Annotated in this window: 13 protein-coding genes, 1 tRNA gene and 1 other RNA gene; 7 read left to right on the top strand and 8 right to left on the bottom strand. The window is 68.5% G+C overall.

The genetic code is table 11. The features are described from left to right. Positions 1-316: 316 nt before the first annotated feature. Complete coding sequence (locus tag AB0937_RS31030) at positions 317-1,834, bottom strand: DnaB-like helicase N-terminal domain-containing protein (RefSeq protein WP_366716304.1); 1,518 nt, start codon at positions 1,832-1,834, stop codon at positions 317-319. Between the two features lie 281 nt (positions 1,835-2,115). On the opposite strand from AB0937_RS31030, the gene AB0937_RS31025 reads away from it, so the two are divergent. The 3 genes from AB0937_RS31025 to AB0937_RS31015 all read left to right on the top strand — a co-directional run bounded on the left by AB0937_RS31025 (position 2,116) and on the right by AB0937_RS31015 (position 4,902). Continuing rightward, positions 2,116-2,655 (top strand): helix-turn-helix transcriptional regulator, encoded by a 540-nt coding sequence (locus AB0937_RS31025; RefSeq protein WP_366716302.1) that lies wholly within the window; start codon positions 2,116-2,118, stop codon positions 2,653-2,655. A gap of 160 nt (positions 2,656-2,815) precedes the next feature. Further along, positions 2,816-3,112 carry a helix-turn-helix domain-containing protein gene (locus AB0937_RS31020; RefSeq protein ID WP_366716300.1) on the top strand — a complete coding sequence of 99 codons (297 nt, stop codon included), beginning with the start codon at positions 2,816-2,818 and terminating at the stop codon, positions 3,110-3,112. A gap of 11 nt (positions 3,113-3,123) precedes the next feature. Next, entirely contained in the window at positions 3,124-4,902 is a 1,779-nt protein-coding gene (locus AB0937_RS31015) for a site-specific integrase (RefSeq protein ID WP_366716298.1), read from the top strand. A gap of 206 nt (positions 4,903-5,108) precedes the next feature. On the opposite strand, the gene AB0937_RS31010 is transcribed toward AB0937_RS31015, so the two are convergent. From AB0937_RS31010 to AB0937_RS30980, 7 genes are all read right to left on the bottom strand, one after another. Then, complete coding sequence (locus AB0937_RS31010; protein ID WP_366716296.1) at positions 5,109-8,258, bottom strand: type I restriction endonuclease; 3,150 nt, start codon at positions 8,256-8,258, stop codon at positions 5,109-5,111. Next, positions 8,258-9,451, bottom strand: a complete 1,194-nt coding sequence (locus tag AB0937_RS31005; RefSeq protein ID WP_366716294.1) for a restriction endonuclease subunit S — start codon at positions 9,449-9,451, stop codon at positions 8,258-8,260. The genes AB0937_RS31010 and AB0937_RS31005 overlap by 1 nt, the downstream gene beginning before the upstream one ends. After that, the gene (locus AB0937_RS31000; RefSeq protein ID WP_366716292.1) at positions 9,448-11,415 is read right to left on the bottom strand and encodes a class I SAM-dependent DNA methyltransferase; all 1,968 of its coding nucleotides are present in this window, start codon (positions 11,413-11,415) and stop codon (positions 9,448-9,450) included. Before AB0937_RS31000 ends, AB0937_RS31005 begins: the two co-directional genes overlap by 4 nt. Positions 11,416-11,611: 196 nt before the next feature. Further along, positions 11,612-12,229: a hypothetical protein gene (locus tag AB0937_RS30995; protein WP_366716290.1), complete on the bottom strand. Its 618-nt coding sequence runs from the start codon at positions 12,227-12,229 to the stop codon at positions 11,612-11,614. After that, complete coding sequence (locus tag AB0937_RS30990) at positions 12,226-12,666, bottom strand: hypothetical protein (protein WP_366716288.1); 441 nt, start codon at positions 12,664-12,666, stop codon at positions 12,226-12,228. The genes AB0937_RS30995 and AB0937_RS30990 overlap by 4 nt, the downstream gene beginning before the upstream one ends. Then, positions 12,663-12,968, bottom strand: a complete 306-nt coding sequence (locus AB0937_RS30985) for a hypothetical protein (RefSeq protein ID WP_366716286.1) — start codon at positions 12,966-12,968, stop codon at positions 12,663-12,665. The genes AB0937_RS30990 and AB0937_RS30985 overlap by 4 nt, the downstream gene beginning before the upstream one ends. A 494-nt stretch (positions 12,969-13,462) precedes the next feature. Then, a tRNA-Ser gene (locus AB0937_RS30980) sits at positions 13,463-13,547 on the bottom strand. A gap of 72 nt (positions 13,548-13,619) precedes the next feature. Between AB0937_RS30980 and ffs the strand changes: the two genes are divergently transcribed. The 4 genes from ffs (at position 13,620) to AB0937_RS30960 (ending at position 19,987) form a co-directional block, all read left to right on the top strand. Then, positions 13,620-13,716, top strand: an RNA gene (gene ffs / locus AB0937_RS30975) — signal recognition particle sRNA small type. Between the two features lie 172 nt (positions 13,717-13,888). Beyond that, positions 13,889-16,393 (top strand): DNA polymerase III subunit gamma and tau, encoded by a 2,505-nt coding sequence (locus tag AB0937_RS30970; RefSeq protein ID WP_366716284.1) that lies wholly within the window; start codon positions 13,889-13,891, stop codon positions 16,391-16,393. 105 nt (positions 16,394-16,498) lie between these two features. After that, positions 16,499-17,749: a phosphoribosylamine--glycine ligase gene (purD, locus tag AB0937_RS30965; RefSeq protein ID WP_366716282.1), complete on the top strand. Its 1,251-nt coding sequence runs from the start codon at positions 16,499-16,501 to the stop codon at positions 17,747-17,749. A 381-nt stretch (positions 17,750-18,130) separates the two neighbouring features. Continuing rightward, complete coding sequence (locus AB0937_RS30960; protein WP_366716396.1) at positions 18,131-19,987, top strand: hypothetical protein; 1,857 nt, start codon at positions 18,131-18,133, stop codon at positions 19,985-19,987. Positions 19,988-20,089: the final 102 nt, after the last annotated feature.

Here is a 20,089-nt window from a genome sequence, read left to right as displayed (position 1 = left end):
GCCGGCGCGGCTGCCGCGTATGGCTGCCGGGGCGCTCGGGGCAGGGGAGTGCAAGGGCGTGGGCTCCGGGGCGAGAGTGAGGCTTGCGGGGGTGGGAGTGAGCGGCGTTCACGGAGGGGGCGTTCACGCGGGCCCCCTTCTAAAGGGGGCCCCGCGCGTGATCGCCTGGGCACGTGTACGGCGTGGACGCTCGCGTGATCGCTCTACCTGCGGTTTTGCGGTGAGCGTGGACGCTGTGAACGGTTAACGGCGGGGTGTGCGCGTGAGGGCCGCGTGTACGGTCGCGTGAACGCTCCGCGTTGGCCGGTGGCGGGACTCAGCCGACGGCGGTGAGGTGGCGGGAGGAGGCGTAGTAGCGGGTCTGCTGCCCGCCTCCGGCTCCTCCGGCGACGCCGTCGGCCCTGGTGGCCAGGCCGCTGTCGACCAGGCGAGCCAGGTGGCGCCGTGCCTTTTCGACGTCGGCGCGCTCGGGGTCGCCGCCGATCAAGATGGCCGCCAGGTCGCGGGCGGTCATGCCGCCTGGCGCGTTGCGCAGCAGGACGGCGGGATCTTTGGTCGGGTCGACCGTGGTGGTGCCGCGCTTGTGGTTGTGGGTGACGTCCAGCGGGCCAACCTCACCGGTGGGGGTCTTGAGGTGGTGCAGGGTGACCGCCGGGTCGCCCGCCCGGCCGGTGACGAAGAGGACGCTGCCCGCGCCGGCGGTGATCCAGGTGGAGCCGTAGACCTGGTCCAGGCTGGGGCGCTGGCCGCGCGGGGCGTCGGCGGTCGCCTTGCGCTGGTGGTGCAGCTCCAGGATCTCCACGCCGCCTCGCAGGGCGCGCATGCGGGCGTTGTGGAAGGCGACCGCGAGGCTGTCGTCGACCATCGTGCTCACCGCGTCCTTGAGGCTGTCGATCACGATGGTGTCGGCCTGGTGGGCGGCGGCGAGGTCGGCGAGGAGGTCGGGCTCCTTGTCGAGGGTGGCGGGCAGTGGCCCTTCCCAGACGACGAGCCGCTCACGCAGGATCGCCTCGTCGGTGTCGAAGACGCGGCGGGCCATGGCCTTGGCGATCTGCTTGGGCCGGTCCATGGCCAGATAGAGCACCCGCCTACTGGCGGCGACCGGCATCTCCAGGACGGTCTCCTGCAGGCCGAGGCGGGCGAAGATCACCTGGTGGGCCAGGGTGGTCTTGCCGACACCGGGTGCGCCCACGATCATCAGGCTCTCGCCCGGCGCCCAGACGGTCTTGTCCCGGGTGCCCCACAGGGGCTCGGCGTCCGCGCCGGTCTCCTTGACGAAGGACCACCCGTCGGTGGCGAAGCGGTTCAGTCGGCCCTGGCCCGAGGCGAGGGCCCGCTCGCGCTCGGCCCGCATCTCCGCTTCGACCTCGCTGCGTATCGCCTCGGGGTCGGCGCCCGGTTCCTGGGCACGCTGGACGGTGTGGATCGCGGAGGCGAGCAGGCGGCGGAGGTTGGCCTTCTCACGGATGATCTCCGCGTGGTGCTCCGCGCCGCCGGTGCCGTAGTGCACGTCGGCGAGCTGGTGCAGGTAGGGACGGCCACCGACGCGCTGCAGGTCCCCTTGCTGCTGGAGCAGTTCGCTGAGGACGATCGGGTCGGTCGGCCTGTCCTCGCGGTGCTGGGCGAGGAGCGCGCGCCAGATCGTCTCGTGCGCGGGCCGGTAGAAGGCGTCCTCGCCAAGGATGGGCCGGACCGCGTCGATTATGTCGGATTTGTGCATGCAGGCGCCGAGGACCGCGCGCTCGGCGTCCACATTGAAGGGAGGCTCCATCGGCGCAGGGGCCTCGTCGAAGCGGGATGGCATCTGGGGCGGCAGGGTCGTACCCTGAGGCATAGAGCTCCTCACCCGGCAGGCCACTATGGGGCGGCAACCCCGGCCGGTGCCGGTTTCGATCGTTCAGGGATGGATGGTTGTGCGGTGGAGCCTCTACCTCGGCCCCGGTGTTCGTAGCACCGGGGCCGCTTGCGTGTGCGGGTCCGTCCACCGCTGTACGGCGGACTATGACCATAGCCCAATTTTTCGGAAGCGCAACGCCTTGCATTTCACTCCGCAATGATGTTTAGTTGTGGACGCTCGCTCCAGTGGACCCGGTTGCCGTGTGAAGGGAGGTGCGAATGAGCGGTGAGGAAGGTGCGGAGCGCGCCGGCCCGGGTCGTCCGATGCCGGAGGATCACGCCGCCGCACGCATCAAGCTGGAGCGCGAGGCCCGCGGTTGGAGCACGGTGAAGCTCGCCGAGGAGATGGCCGCTGTCGGCCATCCGATTAACCAGTCGGCGATCTGGCGCATCGAGAGCGGCAAACCCCGTCGCAGGGTTAACCTCGACGAGGCGCTCGGCTTCTGCAAGGTCTTCGACATCACCATGCAGGACCTGACCGGACCGCCAGGAGAGTTGGCCACGCCCCGCATCCGCCAGCTCGCCCATGAGTACGTTCAGATGACGCGGGAGTACCGCCAACTGCGAGCGGCGATCGACCGGAACCAGATGCACCTGCACGAGATCCAGATGGAACTCGACGCCTACGGGGACAAGGGGCCCGAGCAGAGAGGACAGGTCGACGAACTCCTCCGGCTCGAAGAACGAGCCGCGATGAGAAGCCTGCACCCTTCCCAGGCACACCGGCGAAACCAGGAGCAGCCGCCCGCCGACGAGTAGTCGGCCGTTGCCCCACCCACGGCGCTACGAACGCCGAGAAAACCCCTACGCGGCGACCCCCGTCGCCGACGATCACCCATCCATCCCTGAACGACACCACCGGCCAGGCCGACGGGAGTTGCCGCTCCCGCGACGCCGCAATGCCGGGGGAGGAGACACCTTGTCGCAGCCCGCCCTGCCCATATCCCAGATAGCCCAGCTCCTGGACGTCCCCGAAGACGCCCTGCGCACCCTGATGGCCGAGCGGCGAACCGCCGGCGACACAACCCTGGTCGCCCTCACCGTCACCGAGGCCGCCCGCCGGATCGGCATCGGCCGCACCAAGCTGTACGAGTACATCTCCTCCGGGGAGATACGTTCCGTCAAGATCGGCAGCCTGCGCCGCATACCCGCCGAGGCGGTCGGTGAGTTCCTAGCCCGTCGTTTTCGGGCCTCGGACTTCGACGCCGCGGCCTGAGGCGGGCGCGCATGGCAAAGCCCAAGAAGCCCAGCACGTCCCGCCAGCCCAACGGCGCCTCGTCCATCTACCTCGGCAAGGACGGACGCTGGCACGGCCGCGTCACCGTCGGTGTTAAGGACGACGGCACCCCTGACCGCCGCCACGTCAGCCGCAAGACGCGTGCCGAGGTCACCAAGGTTGTGCGCGAGCTGGAGAAGCAGCGCGACTCCACCGGTGTTCCCAAGGCTGGCCAGACCTGGACGGTCCAGACCTGGCTGACCCACTGGGTGGAGAACATCGCCGCCCCGAGCGTCGCCGAGAACACCATCGACGGCTACCGCGTGGCGGTATACCACCACCTCATTCCCGGCCTGGGCGCACACCGCCTGGAGAAGCTCGAGCCGGAGCACCTGGAGCGCTTCTACCGCAAGATGCAGGCCAGCGGCAGCGCCGCCGGCACCGCCCACCAGGCGCACCGCACGGTCCGCACCGCGCTCAACGAGGCCGTCCGCCGCCGCCACCTCACCATCAACCCGGCCTCCATCGCCAAGGCCCCGAAGCTCGAAGAGGAGGAGGTCGAGCCGTACACGGTCGAGGAGGTCCAGCGCCTCCTCCTCGAAGCAGGCAAGCAGCGCAACACCGCCCGCTGGGTCATCGCACTCGCGCTCGGCCTGCGCCAAGGCGAAGCCCTCGGGCTGAAGTGGGAGGACGTCGACTTCGAAAACGGTGTGATCCTCGTACGCCGAGGGCGCCTGCGGCCCCGATACAAGCACGGCTGCGGCGACAAGTGCGGACGCAAGCCTGGTTACTGCCCGCAGAAGATCAGCATCCGGCGCGAGACGAAGGACACCAAGACCCGCGCCGGCAAGCGCCCTATCGGCATACCCGAGGAGCTGCTCAAGTTGCTGCGGCTGCACAAGGAGGAACAGGAGCGAGAACGAACGCTCGCCCGTGACCTGTGGGAGGAGAAGGGTTACGTGTTCACCTCGCCGATCGGCGAGCCGCTAAACCCCAACACCGACTTCCACAAGTGGAAGGACCTGTTGAAGTCGGCGAACGTCCGTGACGGACGCCTCCACGACGCCCGTCACACCGCCGCCACGGTGCTGCTCATCCTCGGCGTTCCCGAAGCGGTCGTCGACAGGATCATGGGCTGGGAGCCCGGCAAGTCCGCACGGATGCGCAGCCGGTACCAGCACCTCACCGGCCAGGTGCTACAGCAGACGGCGGCGAAGGTCGGCGGCCTGCTGTGGGGCACGGGCCCCCGCCCGACCCAACCGACACCCGGAAGTTCGGTGCCTGGCCCGAGCCAGAGTGCTGCGGCAACGGAGTCGACGGTGTACGTCGCCCACCTGGGCAACCGTCGTATCCCGTTCACGCACCGCGAGCACGCCGAGACCGTGGCCTCACAGTGGGGCACCGACCATCCCGACCACTCTGCGGAGGTCGAGGAATGGGACCGGCGGAAGTGGGAGCAGGAGGACCTCAGCCGCATGCGGGCCGTCCGCGACCGGGTGCCCGACCGTCGGCTCGTCCACCATGCTCACGCCTTGTTCCTGCCCGGCGGCGAACGGCTCAACATCGGCTGCGACGAGCAATGGTCCACGCCAGCTTGGGAGTTTGAAACCGACCTCTACACGGACCTACCGGTGCGCTGGCACACCACCCGCCGGCCAGGCCAGGAGGTCGAGGCCCAGGTGCGGGGCGCCGACAAGGCGGCTGTGGAGCACGCCTTCCCGAAGGCATGCGCCCAGGCTATGGACCGTGCCAAGAACCCAGGGAAGTACGGCGATATCGACGAGTGGTAGCGCCTTCGTCGCGCACTCGCTGCGGTGAGAAGTGCTGGGCTTGGTGTGGGAGGCTTCGCCACCTCCCACACCAAGCCCAAGCCACAGGGCGTATTCCCCGGACCACAGGTCGGGCGATCGCTGGGTGCGCCAGCCATGGCATCGCCAAACTGTGCGGGTGGTCGGCGGAGCACTGCCCGGCCTGGGACTACGAGACCGGCACCGCGTCACCGCTGGGTCGACTCTGTGGCCTCACTGGCCTCAGCCGCTTGATCGACAACAACAGCGTAGAACCACTTGGCGATCTCGGCGACGAGTTGCGTTCGACCCGGCGTACTGGTGAAGAAATAATCGCTCATCTTGTTGTGTGCGCCCTGGTTGTCCGCGACCGCACCCGTGACGGCGTCGTCGAAGTCTGGCGACTCGGCGAACTGCGTCGGGCTATTGACCTTCGCCTGCTGCACCAGATCCGCGTCCTCCAGGAGGGAGCCCAGCAGAGCCTCGAGGAAGGACACCTTCTGAGAGGAGGTGAAGTCTTCGTTGCCGAAGAGATCATTGAGCCGTTCCAGGACAGTCTGGAACGCGACCAGCTTCGGGTCCTTTTTGCCTGCCGACCCTGCGGCCGTCATGCCTTTGAGCGCGATGTCCTCCCCGCCCAGGACGATGTCGGTCTTGCCCTTGTCTATGTGCTTGACGTTCTGCAACACGACGTCGGACAGGTCAATCGGGGCGGTGAAGTTGTCGGGCTGGATCCTGCGGGCCAGCAGCCGCAAGTAGATGCTGCGCTTCTCCAGGTCCGCATCGCCGTAGTCGACGATCTGGCTCATGAAGTCGTACAGACGCACGAACGTGCCAACGTCCTTGCGGAACATGTCGAGCTCTTCCAGCGCGGCCTTGTCTCCCTGGCCGCCGTTCGCGGCAAGGGCGGTGGTGTACCGGTTCTGGAACCGCTGCTTTCCGGGGTTCACCGCGGCCGTCAGGGCGTTGTTGCCCTTGTTCCTCACGAACGCTTCGGCGCACTGGTCGATCTCGGTCGGCGTGTATATCCCGAAGGTGTCCAGCTTGGCGGAGAGGTCGTGCACCAAATTCGGGTCGGTGCACTGCTCCAGATGCGCGTCGGTGTAGTACGGCTCGAACGCCTGCTGGATCTTGCCCGGGTCGTTCACGAAGTCCACGACCTGCGTCATCGCCGAGGTCTTCTGAACGCCCGACGGGGTGACGTAGGTGCGGTTGAGGCGCGAAAGTGTCTGTACCGCCGTCACGCCCGACAGCAGTCTGTCGACGTACATGGCACACAGCAGCGGCTGGTCGAAGCCGGTCTGGAACTTGTTGGCGACGATCATGACCTTGTACTCGTCGCCTCTGAATGCGGAGCGCAGGTCGTGTATGCCCGGGTTCATCGAGGCTTCGGTGAAATCCTCCGGGCCGGACTCGGCATCGTCGACCTTGCCGGAGAACGCCACCAGGGTGCCGTAGCCCAGGCCCTTCTTGGCTATGTACTGGTCGATAGCCAGTTTGAAGCGCACGGCGCCCTTGCGGGAGTCGGCTACGACCATTGCCTTGGCGTGTCCGTCCAGCAGGTGCGCGACGTTGGAGCGGAAGTGCTCGACGACGATCGCGGCCTTCTGCGCGATGGTCTGCGGGTTGAGTTTCACCCACCGCATGACCTGCTTGGTCGCCTCGCTCTGGTCGACCTCCGCGTCGCCAGCGGCAGCGTTCTGACCGACCTGGAAGGCCAGTTTGAAAGAGTGGTAGCCCTGGAGGACGTCCAGGATGAAGCCCTCCTCGATGGCCTGCCTCATCGAGTACACGTGGAACGCCTGTGGAGGCACGTCATCCTTGCCATCAGGTACCCGGCCGAACAACTCCAACGTCTTGTTCTTGGGTGTGGCGGTGAACGCGAAGTAGGAGATGTTCTCGCTGGTGGCCCGCTCGGAGGCTTCGGCCGCCAGGATCGACTCGACGTCGATCTCACCGCCTTCCTCGATCTCCTTCAACTCTTCGGAGGTCAATATGGCCTTGAGCTTGGCGGCGACCTGACCGGACTGGGAGGAGTGCGCCTCGTCGGCGATGACGGCGAACTTCTTGCCCTTCAGGCCCTTGGACTGTCGGATCTCGGCCATGGCGAACGGGAAGGTCTGGATCGTGACGACGATGATCAGCTTGCCGTCGGCAAGAGCCTTGGCCAGCATCCCCGACTTGGAGGAGCCCGATCGGGCGGCCTCCCTTCGGTCGATGGCCATCACGATGCCCTGGTCGTTGTCGATCTGTTTGATCGCGTCCTGCAACTGCCCGTCGAGCACGGTGCGGTCGGTGACCACGATGACCGAGTCGAAGACCTTTGTGTTGTCCACCTGAAGGCGGGCCAGGCGGTGGGCCAGCCACGAGATCGAGTCGGTCTTGCCTGAGCCCGCCGAGTGCTGGACCAGGTACCGGTGGCCGGCACCCTCCTCGATGACCGCGTCGGTCACCTGGGTGACGGCCTCCCACTGGTGGAACCGCGGAAAGCGCAGAGTCGCCGACCGCGTCATCTTGCCGGAGATCGGATCGGTGTGCCGGTCGTGCTTGATGTACATGAACCGGCCGAAGATGTTCAGCCACGCATCCCGCTGCAGCACCCGCTCCCACAGGTAGGACGACGGCGACCCATGCGGGTTGAGTGGGTTGCCGGCCCCACCGTCTTCGGTGCCTCGGTTGAACGGCAGGAAGAACGTTTTCTCTCCGGCCAGCTTCGTGGTCATCCAGACCTCGTCATTGGAGACCGCGAAGTGCACCAGCGCGCCACGCCCGGCGGTGAGCAGCGGCTGGATGTGTTTGCTGCCTGGGTCCTTCGGCTGCCGGCTGGTCTTGTACTGCTGCTTGGCGTCCTCGACCGTCTGCGTGAAGTCAGTCTTAAGCTCGGCCGTGGCCACCGGTAGCCCGTTGATGAAGAACACCAAGTCCACGCTTCGCTGGTCAGCCGTCGAGAAATGGACCTGCCGCATCACGCGTAGGCGGACCTTCTCGTAGTCCGCCACAGTCTTAGCGTTCAGAGTCGATTCGGGCTTGAACTGGCACATGCGGAACTTGGCCGAAAGGTGCTTGAATCCGTGACGCAGCACATTGAGCGTGCCGCCACCGTTTTCCATGTCGATGGCCAGTAACTTCACCAGCCGGTCGAGCAGCTGATCACGTTGCTTGGTCTCGTCCGCAGCTCCCGCCTTGACGACCTTGGCCAGCTCGTCGGGCTGCGTCTTCTTCAGCCATTCGAAGAAGTCCGCTGGGAACAGCGCACGCTCACGGTCATAGCCGGTGTCGTTCGTGGAGTACAGCCAACCATGTGCGGCCAGGTACTCGCACAGCTCCTCCTCGAACTTGGCCTCGCTGTGTTGGCTCATCAGCTCTCCTGACTGATGTCGATCTGTCCGGTCACGGCCGCAGTGATGAGGGCAGCGCGCCGCTCCTGAGAGAGTTCGACCAGCCGCTCGGACTCGGCGATAAGGGTGTCGATCCGGGAAGTCTCTCGATCAAGGTGCTCGGCGATCTGTCGCTGCACTTCCCGAGTAGGCACAGGGATGCGGAGCGCTCGGATATCGTCAAGCGCAAGTTGAACCTTGGTTCCACCGAACGCGCCTTCGGAGAGCTGGTCCTGCCCTTCGGTGGTGAGCATGAAGTAACCAGTGAAGTGAGGGTCCAGGACGGATTGGTTGATCCGACAGAGGGCGACATGCTGGCTGACGTAGGAGTCGGCCCATTCCTGATCAACAACTGCGACCGAGCCAATATAGGCAGTGATCGAAAATAGGAGATCGCCTATCCTCAGTTTCGTGCGCTGCCCCTCATGGACGGTTGGGGGAAGGTTTACATGCTGCACCTCGCCGCCCAGAGAAAGGGAGCCTCTCGGCAGATTTCCAATCCGGACGAACACGTCACCAGAATCTGCGTAGTACTCACCCCATCCGCGTGATCCACTAGTCAGAAACCTGATAAACCTTCGGAGTTGGATCCGCTCTCCTGGGAGTGTGGCGAATGCGTGGTCGATCACCGCCTGGCGTCGCTCCCGGAGCATCTCGACGAGCCGCAGTTGCTCGGTGATCAAGGTGTCAATCTGTGCGGTTTCATGATCGAGGTAGTCGGCGATCCGCTCTTGTCCCTCCAGAGGGGGAAGGGTGATACGGATGTCGCCCATCTTGTCCCAGTAAAGCCGCCACTGGGAGGGCCTGATCCCGGTCGAACGAACCCTGTACTCCCCGACCATGTGGCGTGATCGGAGCGCGTAGTGCATGTACCGGCCGGAAACAGAGTCTGAAATGGGGCGGAGGACTTCGTAGTCTCCGCTGACGATCCCGCGGTAGTCCGAGACGCCAAGGGATCCCTGCCAAGCCTTCATCCTGTTGACGACGAGGTCACCGGGCCGGACGAGGAGATAGCGCTCAACGTTCTCAGGGGTCTTGTTGAAGTTGTCGGACCGAGATGACTTGGGGATCACTCCGTGATCTCGGTACACCGAGAGGACTTCTTCGTTAGGGTGATTGGCCTCTCCCGAAGGGGAGTACAGGTACTTCAACCGGATGCCCTGCGTCGCGGTCATGCCTCGACCTCCCGCAGTAGCCCCATGATCTTGGCGATCTGGGCTTCCAGGGCTCGGTCAATTTCTGCCAGCGGGCGCGGCGGGGTGTACGTGTAGAAAAGTCGGGCGAACGGGATCTCGTAGCCGACCTTCGTCTTCTTCGTGTCGATCCAGGCATCCGGCACGTGCGGGGCCACCTCGGTGTCGAAGTACGCCTTGACCGTCTGGATCATGCCTGCATTGCCGAGCGTGTTACCGCCGTAGGTGAACGGAACGTTCTCCGTGTCCCGCTTGGCGCTGTCCGGCTCGAAGTTGCCCTTGGTGTCTGTGACAGCCTCCGCTGAGTCGTCAGGTTCACCGAGTGCTATGGCGAGGTGGCGATACTGGGCAGGGGTCATCTTCAGCCCGGCCGCCGCGAACTGCTCGCGGACTGCCTCGACGAATTTCTCCTGGCTCAGGTATGTCTGCTCGCCCATGTCCGCCAGCACGGCCAGGAACGGCGCAGGGTCGGTCCCCTTGCCGAATGCCTTAGCTAGCCCCTTGTCATCCAGCTTGGCCGCTCGGGAGGCGGAGAAGTTCAGCCGCAGAGGGCGCTCGACGGTGATCGTCCAGTATCCGAAGTCGGAGTTCTTCAGGATCTTGGAGTGCTCTGTCTCGGTGAAGGCGTCGTACAACTTCACGATCCGCTCGCGTGCAGCCGGGTCGATCTCCTTGCGCTTGGAGCCCATTCCCTTCCGCATCTTGGTCCACATGCTGGTCGCGTCGATCAGCTGAACCTTGCCTCGCCGTTCGCTGCGTTTGGAATTGTCCAGCAGCCAGATGTATGTGGCGATGGGGGTGTTGAAGAACATGTCGGTGGGCAACGCGATGATTGCGTCCACTAGGTCGTTCTCCAACAGCCACCGGCGGATCTCCGACGGGCCGGACTCAGGGGCGCCGGTGAACAGCGGGGAGCCGTTCAAGACGATGCCGGCGCGGCCCCCGCCCTCATGCGCGGGGCGCATCTTGTGGGCCAGGTGCGTCAGGAAGAGCATCTGGCCGTCCGAGACTGGCGGCAGGCCAGGGCCGAAGCGGCCGCTGGGGCCGTCCTTCTTGCGCTCTTCCTTGACGGCAGCTTCCGAAGCCTTCCAATCCACTCCGTAGGGCGGGTTGGACATGCAGAAGTCGAAGGTCTTGTCGAAGAACTTGTCGTCGGCCAGGGTGTCTCCGAGCCGGATGTTGCCGACATCCTGCCCTTTGCCGATCATGTCGGACTTGCAGATTGCGTAGGACAGGTCGTTGATCTCCTGCCCGTACAGGCGCAGGCGTGCCTGCTTGTTGCGCTCCAGTAGGCGCTCTTCGGCCACTGAGAGCATGCCGCCCGTGCCGGCGGTGGGGTCGTAGATCGTGCGGATGGTGCCGGGCTCCAGTAGGGCCTCGTTTTCCTCCGCGAACAACAGGTCGACCATGAGACGGATGGCGTCGCGTGGTGTGTAGTGCTCGCCGGCCTCCTCGTTGGAGGCTTCCGCGAACTTGTAGATCAGGTGCTCGTACAGGTCACCCATCGCCGCGTTCGGGACGGTGTCCGGGTGCAGATCGACCTCTGCGAACCTCGCGACGATGAGGTATAGCCGATTCTTCTCTTCGAGCCTGTTGATCTCGGCTTCAAAGCCGAAGCGCTCGAAGACATCGATGTTGCCGGAGAAGTGCGAGATGTAGTCGATCAGGTTGGCGCGCAGGCCCTCGGGGTCCTCAAGCAGCCGGGCGAAGTCGTACTGCGAGGTGTTGTAGAAGGTCAGGCCGGTCTTGCGCTTGACCTGGACGTCCAAGGCGCCACCGTCGAACCTCTCGGACAGGGCGCGGACATCGTCGCGGGTGGGCTCGAGCAGGCAGTCCAAGCGTCGCAGGATCGTGAAGGGGAGGATGATGCCGCCGTACTGGTGCGGCCTGTAGACGCCTCGCAATTGATCAGCGATCGACCAGACGAAGTTACCCAGGATGCTCAACTCGGCCCTGCTCTCTCACTACCGGTGGTGTGGGCCAAGCATGGCAGAGGCCACGGACACGATCGGTCGGATTGCCGCCCCCGTTGGTGAATGAGGCCCGGCCGCCTCGTAGGTGCGCCCGGCTGTACGAGCCGCATGGCCTTGCGGCCCGGAACCAGTGGTGGAACCGTCGGTTCCGGGCCGTCTGCATGGAAGTTCAGGCCGCAGTGGCCGGGGCGGTGGACGTCGTCCGTTCGGCGCGGACCTGGTGGAGTAGCTGCAGCACTTCGTCCCAGACGCCGACCGGATCGTCGGTCTCCAGAACCAGCACGGCAATCACGTCGAGGGCATGGTCGATCTTTCCGCCAGAGTCCTTCTTCGCCTGCTCGATCCGCTTGATGTGTCGGGCCACCTCCGGCCGGGCGTCGGCGAACGCGGCGGGCAGCCTGTCGAGGGCGTCGGACAGGTCCCAGTCCTCGGGGATGAAGTACGTCGCCTGCATCGGGTCCTGGCTGAGCACCCTCACCGCGGGTTCCGTGACCCGAGGCCCACTGGCGAACTCTACGTCTAGGAGCAGCTTCGAGGCAGCACGGTACAAGGCCGTCAGGTCAGGGTCGTGGCCTTCGAGGATTACCTCGGAGATGGTGATGCGCTCGGAGGAGAGGAGGGCCCGGGTGAGCACGGCTGCCGTGTCGAGAGAGGCCCGCTGGGGGTCGTAGGCGGCGATGAAGCGGTCCCCGTCCCGGTGCAGCATGACGGCCTTCGCCTGCTGGGCATCCCCCTGGCGCACGTGGAGCGACACAGGAAAGAGGCGCTCACGAGTGAGGATCGTCATGCCGAAATCTCCGCTCGTCGCCAGTTCCGCCCAAGGGCGTCACGGTGGTTGCCGCTGTGGCCATGCTGCTGGGTGCACGGCAGGCGGTCGGACCAGGTGTCGTCGGTGTCTGGCTGGCCATCCATCCGATCGCCGGTCAGTGGGTCGCGGCCGGGGCGTCGCTCCAGACACTCGCACCCGACAAGGCCGGTGAGGGCGGCGCGCAGCGGGCTGGGGGCGACGTTGGTGCGCCGGCTGGCGATCTCCGCCATGTGCTTGGGGATGAGTTCCAGGACCATCTGGAGGGCGGCCTGAGGGTCGTTAGCCTGGCGGCAGACGTCGGCCAGTTCCTGGGCCGTTTTCGCAATGATCAGCTCCCCGATCGGGGTGATCCGGCCGTTCTCGGCGACGAGGGTGTCCGGAGGAAGCGTGTCGAGGTCGATGTCGGTGGTGTTCACGCGATCGCCTCGTCCTCGGCCTCATCCGATGCGCGTTCGTCCACGGGCCGGATCACGAACTCTTGGAGAAGCATGTAAGCGAGCTTGAGGTCCGAGCCGCCATCGCGTTTGAGGAGCTTGTGTAAGCCGATCCCGGCCTCGACCAACAGGGTCGTGACGCCGCAATACGAATCGTTCATGGTGCGGAGTTGCTGCCCGGAGACTGGGGCGGGTCCGGAGGCGAGAGCTGTGGGAGCGGTGGTGATGCACCGTCCGTCTGGGGGCGGCGTCACCGTTGATGCCTCGGGGATGACGACGGTCATGATCGTTCCCTCCTTCGGGAGCACGGGTCGAGTGCCTTGCTGGGAAACGTTGGCTGCCAGCAAGTGGGTCTGCCTGCTTTCCTAGTCGCCGCGCCGGCGGTCGGGCCAGGCGTCCCTCCCCGTTCGAGAGACATGCCGCCTGAAGCTGCTACCCAGCAGTACGATCAGTGTTTTTGGTTGCAGCCCGGGCGATGGTGGCCAGCCCCGCATGAAGGGCACTTGGGGCCTGCAGAGGTAGGCGCCCGGTGTGCGCGACGAGGCCGCACTACGGAGCGGGGCTACTCGACCGCTGTGGCTGCCGGGGGGAGCCGTGGGAGGACATTCAGAGCGGCGCCCAGCACGGGGACGCGTCAGAGACACCGGCGGATACAGGCCGTCCGCCCAGGTCCGCACCGATCCGATCACGGCAACTGAGACCAAAACTGAGACCACGGCACGACAAGGGCCCCGACCAAGATCTGGTCGGGGCCCTCATATCCGCTGGTCAGCGGCTGCGGAGGATACGAGATTCGAACTCGTGAGGGGTTGCCCCCAACACGCTTTCCAAGCGTGCGCCCTAGGCCTCTAGGCGAATCCTCCGCCGGAAACATTACATGACCGAGAGGAGTGCTCGCGAACTCGTTCCCCGGCCCGGACATCAGGTAGCCTTGGCGCAGCCCCTCACGCGGCGCTATCTGACTGAACTCCCCCAGGGCCGGAAGGCAGCAAGGGTAGGTTGGCTCTGGCGGGTGCGTGGGGGGCGTCTGCGTTCCCGGACCGATCTCCCGGGCGGATGTCCCGCGGGGGTGCCGAGGGCGTCTGCCGGGCGGATGTCACGCGAGGATGCCGAGGGTCTCTGCCGGACGCATGTACCAGGGCGGATCTGCCGGGCCGGGCCAGGGCCGGTCCCGATGTCAGTGGGCGCCTATAACCTCGTATGCGTGTCGTCTCTCGCTCTGTACCGCCGCTACCGCCCCGAGACCTTCGCCGAGGTCATCGGGCAGGAGCATGTCACCGACCCGCTGCAGCAGGCGCTGCGGAACAACCGGGTCAACCACGCGTACCTGTTCAGCGGGCCGCGCGGCTGTGGCAAGACGACCAGCGCGCGGATCCTGGCCCGGTGTCTGAACTGCGAGCAGGGGCCCACGCCCACGCCGTGCGGCGAGTGCCAGTCCTGTCAGGACCTCGCCCGCAACGGCCCCGGTTCCATCGACGTCATCGAGATCGACGCCGCTTCCCACGGTGGCGTGGACGACGCCCGTGACCTGCGTGAGAAGGCCTTCTTCGGTCCGGCCCGCAGCCGGTACAAGATCTACATCATCGACGAGGCCCACATGGTCACGTCGGCCGGTTTCAACGCGCTGCTGAAGGTCGTCGAGGAGCCGCCGGAGCACCTCAAGTTCATCTTCGCGACCACCGAGCCCGAGAAGGTCATCGGGACGATCCGGTCACGGACCCACCACTACCCCTTCCGGCTCGTGCCCCCCGGCACTCTCCGGGAGTACCTCGGGCAGGTCTGCCAGAAGGAGACCATCCCCGTCGAGGACGGTGTGCTCCCGCTCGTCGTGCGGGCGGGCGGCGGGTCCGTGCGTGACTCCATGTCCGTCATGGACCAGCTCCTCGCGGGCGCCGCGGCCGACGGTGTGACGTACGCCATGGCCACCTCCCTGCTCGGGTACACCGACGGCTCCCTCCTCGACTCCGTCGTCGAGGCCTTCGCCACCGGCGACGGTGCCGCGGCCTTCGAGGTCGTGGACCGTGTGATCGAGGGCGGGAACGACCCGCGCCGTTTCGTCGCCGACCTGTTGGAGCGGCTGCGCGACCTGGTGATCCTCTCCGCCGTGCCGGACGCGGCGGAGAAGGGGCTCATCGACGCCCCCGCCGATGTGATCGAGCGCATGCAGGCCCAGGCCGGCACCTTCGGCCCCGCCGAGCTGAGCCGCGCGGCCGACCTCGTCAACGAGGGCCTGACCGAGATGCGCGGCGCCAACTCGCCCCGCCTCCAGCTCGAACTGATCTGCGCCCGCGTCCTGCTGCCCGCCGCCTACGGAGACGAGCGCTCCGTGATGGCCCGCCTGGACCGGATCGAGCGCGGTGTGAACTTCTCCGCGGGGCCCGCCGGCATGCCCGCCATGGGATACGTACCCGGGCCGGAGGGCCACGCGGGTGCGGCGGACGCACCGGGCCAGGCGGGCGGCCCAGCCCAGTCCCGGGCGGGCGGTGGCGTACCGGTGCCGCCGGGCGGCGGCCCGGCCGCGGCCCGCGCGGCGGTCCGTGCCTCCGGAGCACCGGGCAACGGCGGCAGCGGTGCGGGCGGAGGCGGCCATGCGGCGGCTGCGCCCGGCCCCGCTCCCGCGTCGGCGGGCCAGGGCGCTCCTCCGACGCCCCACGGCTCTCCCGCGTCTCCTGCTCCGGCAGCAGGTGCCCAGGGCGGACCCTCCGCCCCCGAGGGGCCGGGCACCGCCGCGACCCCCGCTGAAGTCCCGGCCGCATCCACTCCCGCTCCCGCCGGACCCGCCCAGCCGTCCCCGGCCCAGGCCCCGTCCGCCCCCGGCGCCTGGCCCACCGCCGCCTCCGCAGGAAGCGGCGCCCGTCGCCCCGGCGGCTGGCCCACCGCAGCCTCGGGTGCCCCGGCCTCGAACACCCCTCCGGCGCCCGCCCCCGGACCCGACAACCCACCGGCGTCCCCGCCCCACACTCCGCCCCGGACCACCCCGGCCCCGGCCCCGGCTCCCGCCCCCGCTCCCACGGGCGGTGGCGGTCTCGACCCCAGGATGCTCTGGCCGAACATCTTGGACGCGGTCAAGAACCGCCGGCGCTTCACCTGGATCCTGCTCAGCCAGAACGCCCAGGTGGCAGGCTTCGACGGCACGACCCTGCAGCTCGGCTTCGTCAACGCGGGCGCGCGGGACAACTTCCTGAGCAGTGGCAGCGAGGACGTGCTGCGGCAGGCGCTGGGCGAGCAGTTCAACGTCCAGTGGAAGATCGAGGCGATCGTCGACCCGTCGGGCGGCTCCGCGCCTCCCGCGCCGGGCGGCCCCTCGGGCTTCGGCGGGGGTGGTGTCCCCCACACCGGCGGCGGCCAGAGTACCGGCGGTGGCTACAACCCCGGCGCCGGCGGTGGAGGCTACAACTCCGGCGGCGGCTACAACGCGAGCGGCGGTACGGCGACGGCCCAGCGCCCCGCCCCCACCGCGTCGGCGTCCTCGGCTCCTCCCGCCCAGCAGTCGAGCAGCTCCGGCTCCGCCTCGACCTCCACTCCGGCTTCCCCGCCGACCGCCGCCTCCGTTCCCCAGCCGTCCGCCCCGCAGCGGCGCCACGTCTCCGTCGAGGAGGACACCCCCGAGGACGACGACCCCGACCTCGACGAGTCGGCTCTCTCCGGCCAGGAGCTGATCGTCCGGGAGCTGGGGGCGACGGTGGTCGAGGAGTTCACGAACGAGTAGAGCGGGGAAGCCGGGCCCTCTTGGAGGAACCTCCAGCTCAAGATCCGTCCTCCCTTCGGCAGCCCGCACAAGGAGAACCCGGCGGCTCCCGTTAGGCTGACCCCCGTGAAGGTCCTCGTCATCGGCAGTGGCGCCCGCGAACACGCCCTGTGCCACTCCCTGTCCCACGACCCCGACGTCACGGCGCTGCACTGCGCCCCCGGCAACGCCGGCATCGCCGAGGTCGCCGAGCTGCACCAGGTCGACGCCCTGGACGGCGCCGCCGTCACCGCGCTGGCCACCCGTCTCGGCGCCGAACTCGTGGTCGTCGGCCCGGAGGCCCCGCTGGTCGCCGGTGTCGCCGACGCCGTGCGCGACGCGGGCATCCCGGTCTTCGGCCCGTCCGGCCAGGCCGCGCAGCTCGAGGGCTCCAAGGCCTTCGCGAAGGACGTCATGGCGGCGGCCGAGGTGCCCACGGCCCGGTCGTACGTCTGCACCACGCCGGACGAGGTCGACACGGCCCTGGACGCCTTCGGCGCGCCGTACGTCGTGAAGGACGACGGGCTCGCCGCGGGCAAGGGTGTCGTCGTCACCGACGACCTCGAAGCGGCCCGGGCCCACGCGGCGGCCTGCGAGCGCGTGGTCATCGAGGAGTACCTCGACGGCCCCGAGGTGTCCCTGTTCGCCGTCACCGACGGTGAGACGGTCGTACCGCTCCAGCCCGCCCAGGACTTCAAGCGCGCGCTGGACGGCGACGAGGGCCCCAATACCGGCGGCATGGGCGCGTACTCCCCGCTGCCGTGGGCCGACCCGAAGCTGGTCGACGAGGTGCTGCAGACCGTGCTGCAGCCGACCGTGGACGAGATGCACCGGCGCGGCACGCCGTTCTCCGGTCTGCTCTACGCCGGTCTCGCGATCACCTCCCGGGGTGTCCGCGTGATCGAGTTCAACGCCCGGTTCGGAGACCCCGAGACGCAGGTCGTCCTGGCCCGGCTGAAGACGCCGCTGGCCGGTCTGCTGATGGCCGCGGCCACCGGCAACCTCGCCCACCTGGAGCCGCTGCGCTGGAGCGAGGACGCGGCCGTGACCGTGGTCGTCGCCTCGCACAACTACCCCGGCACGCCGCGCACCGGTGACCCGATCACCGGTCTGGACGAGGTCGCCGCGCAGGACGCCCCGCACGCGTATGTGCTGCACGCCGGCACCCGCCAGGAGGGGGACGCCGTCGTCAGCGCGGGCGGCCGCGTCCTGTCCGTGACCGCCACCGGCAAGGACCTGACCGAGGCCCGCGACCGCGCCTACACGGCCGTCGGCCGCATCCGCCTCGACGGCTCCCAGCACCGCACGGACATCGCGGCGAAGGCGGCAGGCGCGTAACCGGCCCTCACGTGCCGTCGGCGCTCAGGCGTGAGCCGACCCCCACGCGCCGCCGCCGGCCTCCACCCGCGGCGGGAAATCACCCCGCCGCCGATGAACCCCGCAGGCCCCGGATCCGTCTCAGGATCCGGGGCCTGACATGTGCGGGAGGCGGGGGCGCGATGCTCGCCGATCGTCATCCACCTCTCCCCAAAGCCATTCCATCGAGTGACCGATGCCCTATCCGGCTGACGGGGGGTGGAGCCCCAACTAAGGTGCGGCGCAAGCGTTCCGGCACTTGGCCCACCGGCATTGCGATGTCGGGGACGGGTGCCACAGTGGGGGAGTGAGCAAGGGAAGCGTCGGGTCAACGGGGAGGGGGTGAGGTCGGTCGTGACCGGAATGGGTGTGGAAGCAGGCGCGCAGATCGCGCGGGCACGAGCACTGGCCGTGCTGCGCATCCGCAGTCGTGCCCTGGCTGTCGCCCTGCTGCCGGCCGCCGTCGCCGTGATCCTGCTCGCCGGCGCCGCCGGTGACCGCCTCCGGGGTCCGGGTTGGGACACGGCCCGGGCGGTTCTGACGCCGGCCGCCGCCCTCGTGCTGCTCGCCGCCGCCGGGATCGCCCTGGTCGTCGCCCGGGCCCGGCCCGCCGTGAGCCCGACCGTCCCGGTCGCCGAGGAGGCGGCCCCCGACCTGTACCGGATGGTGCGCGACCTGGCCGACCGCCTGGACGTCCCCGCGCCGTCCGCGATAGCGCTCACCCCGGACTGCGACAGCTGGCTGGAGGACCGCACCCACCGGTCCCACGCACGGCCCCCGGCCGAGGAGCACCACGACATAGCGGGGTCGGGCAAGCAGGCACAACGCAGGCAGCCCGTCGCGCCGGTCCTCGTCATCGGCTCCCCGTTCCTGTGGTGGATGCGGGTCGGCGAGCTGCGCGCGGTCCTCGCCCCGGTCATCGCCGGCACGGGCCCCTCGGCCCATCCGGACATAGCCGCCGCCCGGCGCTTCGTCCAGGGCCTGGACGCGGCGGTGGCCGTGGCGTCGGAGCCCCGCCGCGATCCGGTGTCGCGGTGGGTGCTCGCCGGGGTCGGCCGGGTCGCCCGGCTTCTGCTGCGCAGCTGCCGGATCCACGCCGCCGAGATGGAGCGGGGCGTGGCGGCCGCGGCCGCGGAGCGTGCACAGGCTGTGGATTACGGGCTGCGGATCGTCGCCCAGGAACAGGTGGGTCTGGCCTACGCGGGCTGGGACCGGCTGCTGACCCGGGTGGCGCTGCCCGCCTGGCGGATGGGCCGCTGGCCGTCCCGGCTGGACGCCGGTGTGGTCGCGGCGCTCACGGAGCTGTCCCGGCGCGACCGCCTGGCCGAGGGGTTCGCGTCCCGGCTGGGCGAGCGGCCGGCCTGCGACCTGCTGGAGGAGCCCGGCGCGGTCGACGAGGCCGCGTCCCTGCTCGCCGCCCGCCTCTTCCACGGCGGCCCCGCCGGACCCGGGCCCGACTGGTCGCCGGTGGACTGGAGCGAGTATCCGGAAGAGGTCGTGGACCGCAAGTGGCGCCTGGACGCGGCCCGCCTCCACCGCGTCCTGGACGCGATGGGCGTCCGCCCCGCCCCGGGCCCCACGACCGCCGCCACCGACGCCCCGACCCTCTCCCGTGTCCTCGACCACCTCACGGCCGCGACCTCCGTGGACACGACCGAGCCCCGAACCCACGCCGGAGCCGGAAACCCCTCAGCGGACCGCCCACCCGCTGCCCCCGCGGCGCACCCGCCCGCTTCCGGACCGGACACGGACACCCCGGACGCCCTCGACGACGAAGACCTCTCCGGTACGACGGCCCCCAGCGCCACGCTCGCGGCCCGGCTCAGCGCCGAACTGGCCCGGGAGGAGGCCGCCCCCACCCCGGCGAACCCCTCACCGGCCTCACAACCCTCCGCCACCGCTCCGGCCCCCGCCCCCGATCCCACGGCCCTCTGGGACGACCGGGCGCTCCCCCTCTTCCCGCTCCAGCCCCCGCGCACCGCCAGGGAGCTGCTCGCGGACCACCTCACGGCGATGGTCTGCTGCGCCGCGATGGACACCGCCGGTGCCACGCCCGGCCTGGACTGGCTGGACGGCCCGACCCTCCTCGTCGACGGCGAGCGCACGGCCGATCTGGCACCCATGGTCCTGTCGCTCATCGAGGACGGCGACGCCACGTCGCTGCGGATCTGGCTGTCCCAGCTCGGCATACGCCCGGAGAAGCCGGTCCGCCTCGGCTGACCCACCGGAGCACCCACTTCCGGTTCTGGCCAATTCAAAACGAACAGTGACGAACTGCGCGCGTTATGTGATGTGCTTGGACCGTTCGCGTGCATGGCAAGC

The sequence above is a fragment of the Streptomyces sp. NPDC047880 genome (genome assembly GCF_040706515.1).
Taxonomy (GTDB): Bacteria; Actinomycetota; Actinomycetes; order Streptomycetales; family Streptomycetaceae; genus Streptomyces.
The sequence above is the reverse complement of the archived record's forward strand: the minus strand, read 5'-3'. Positions and strand labels throughout refer to the sequence as shown.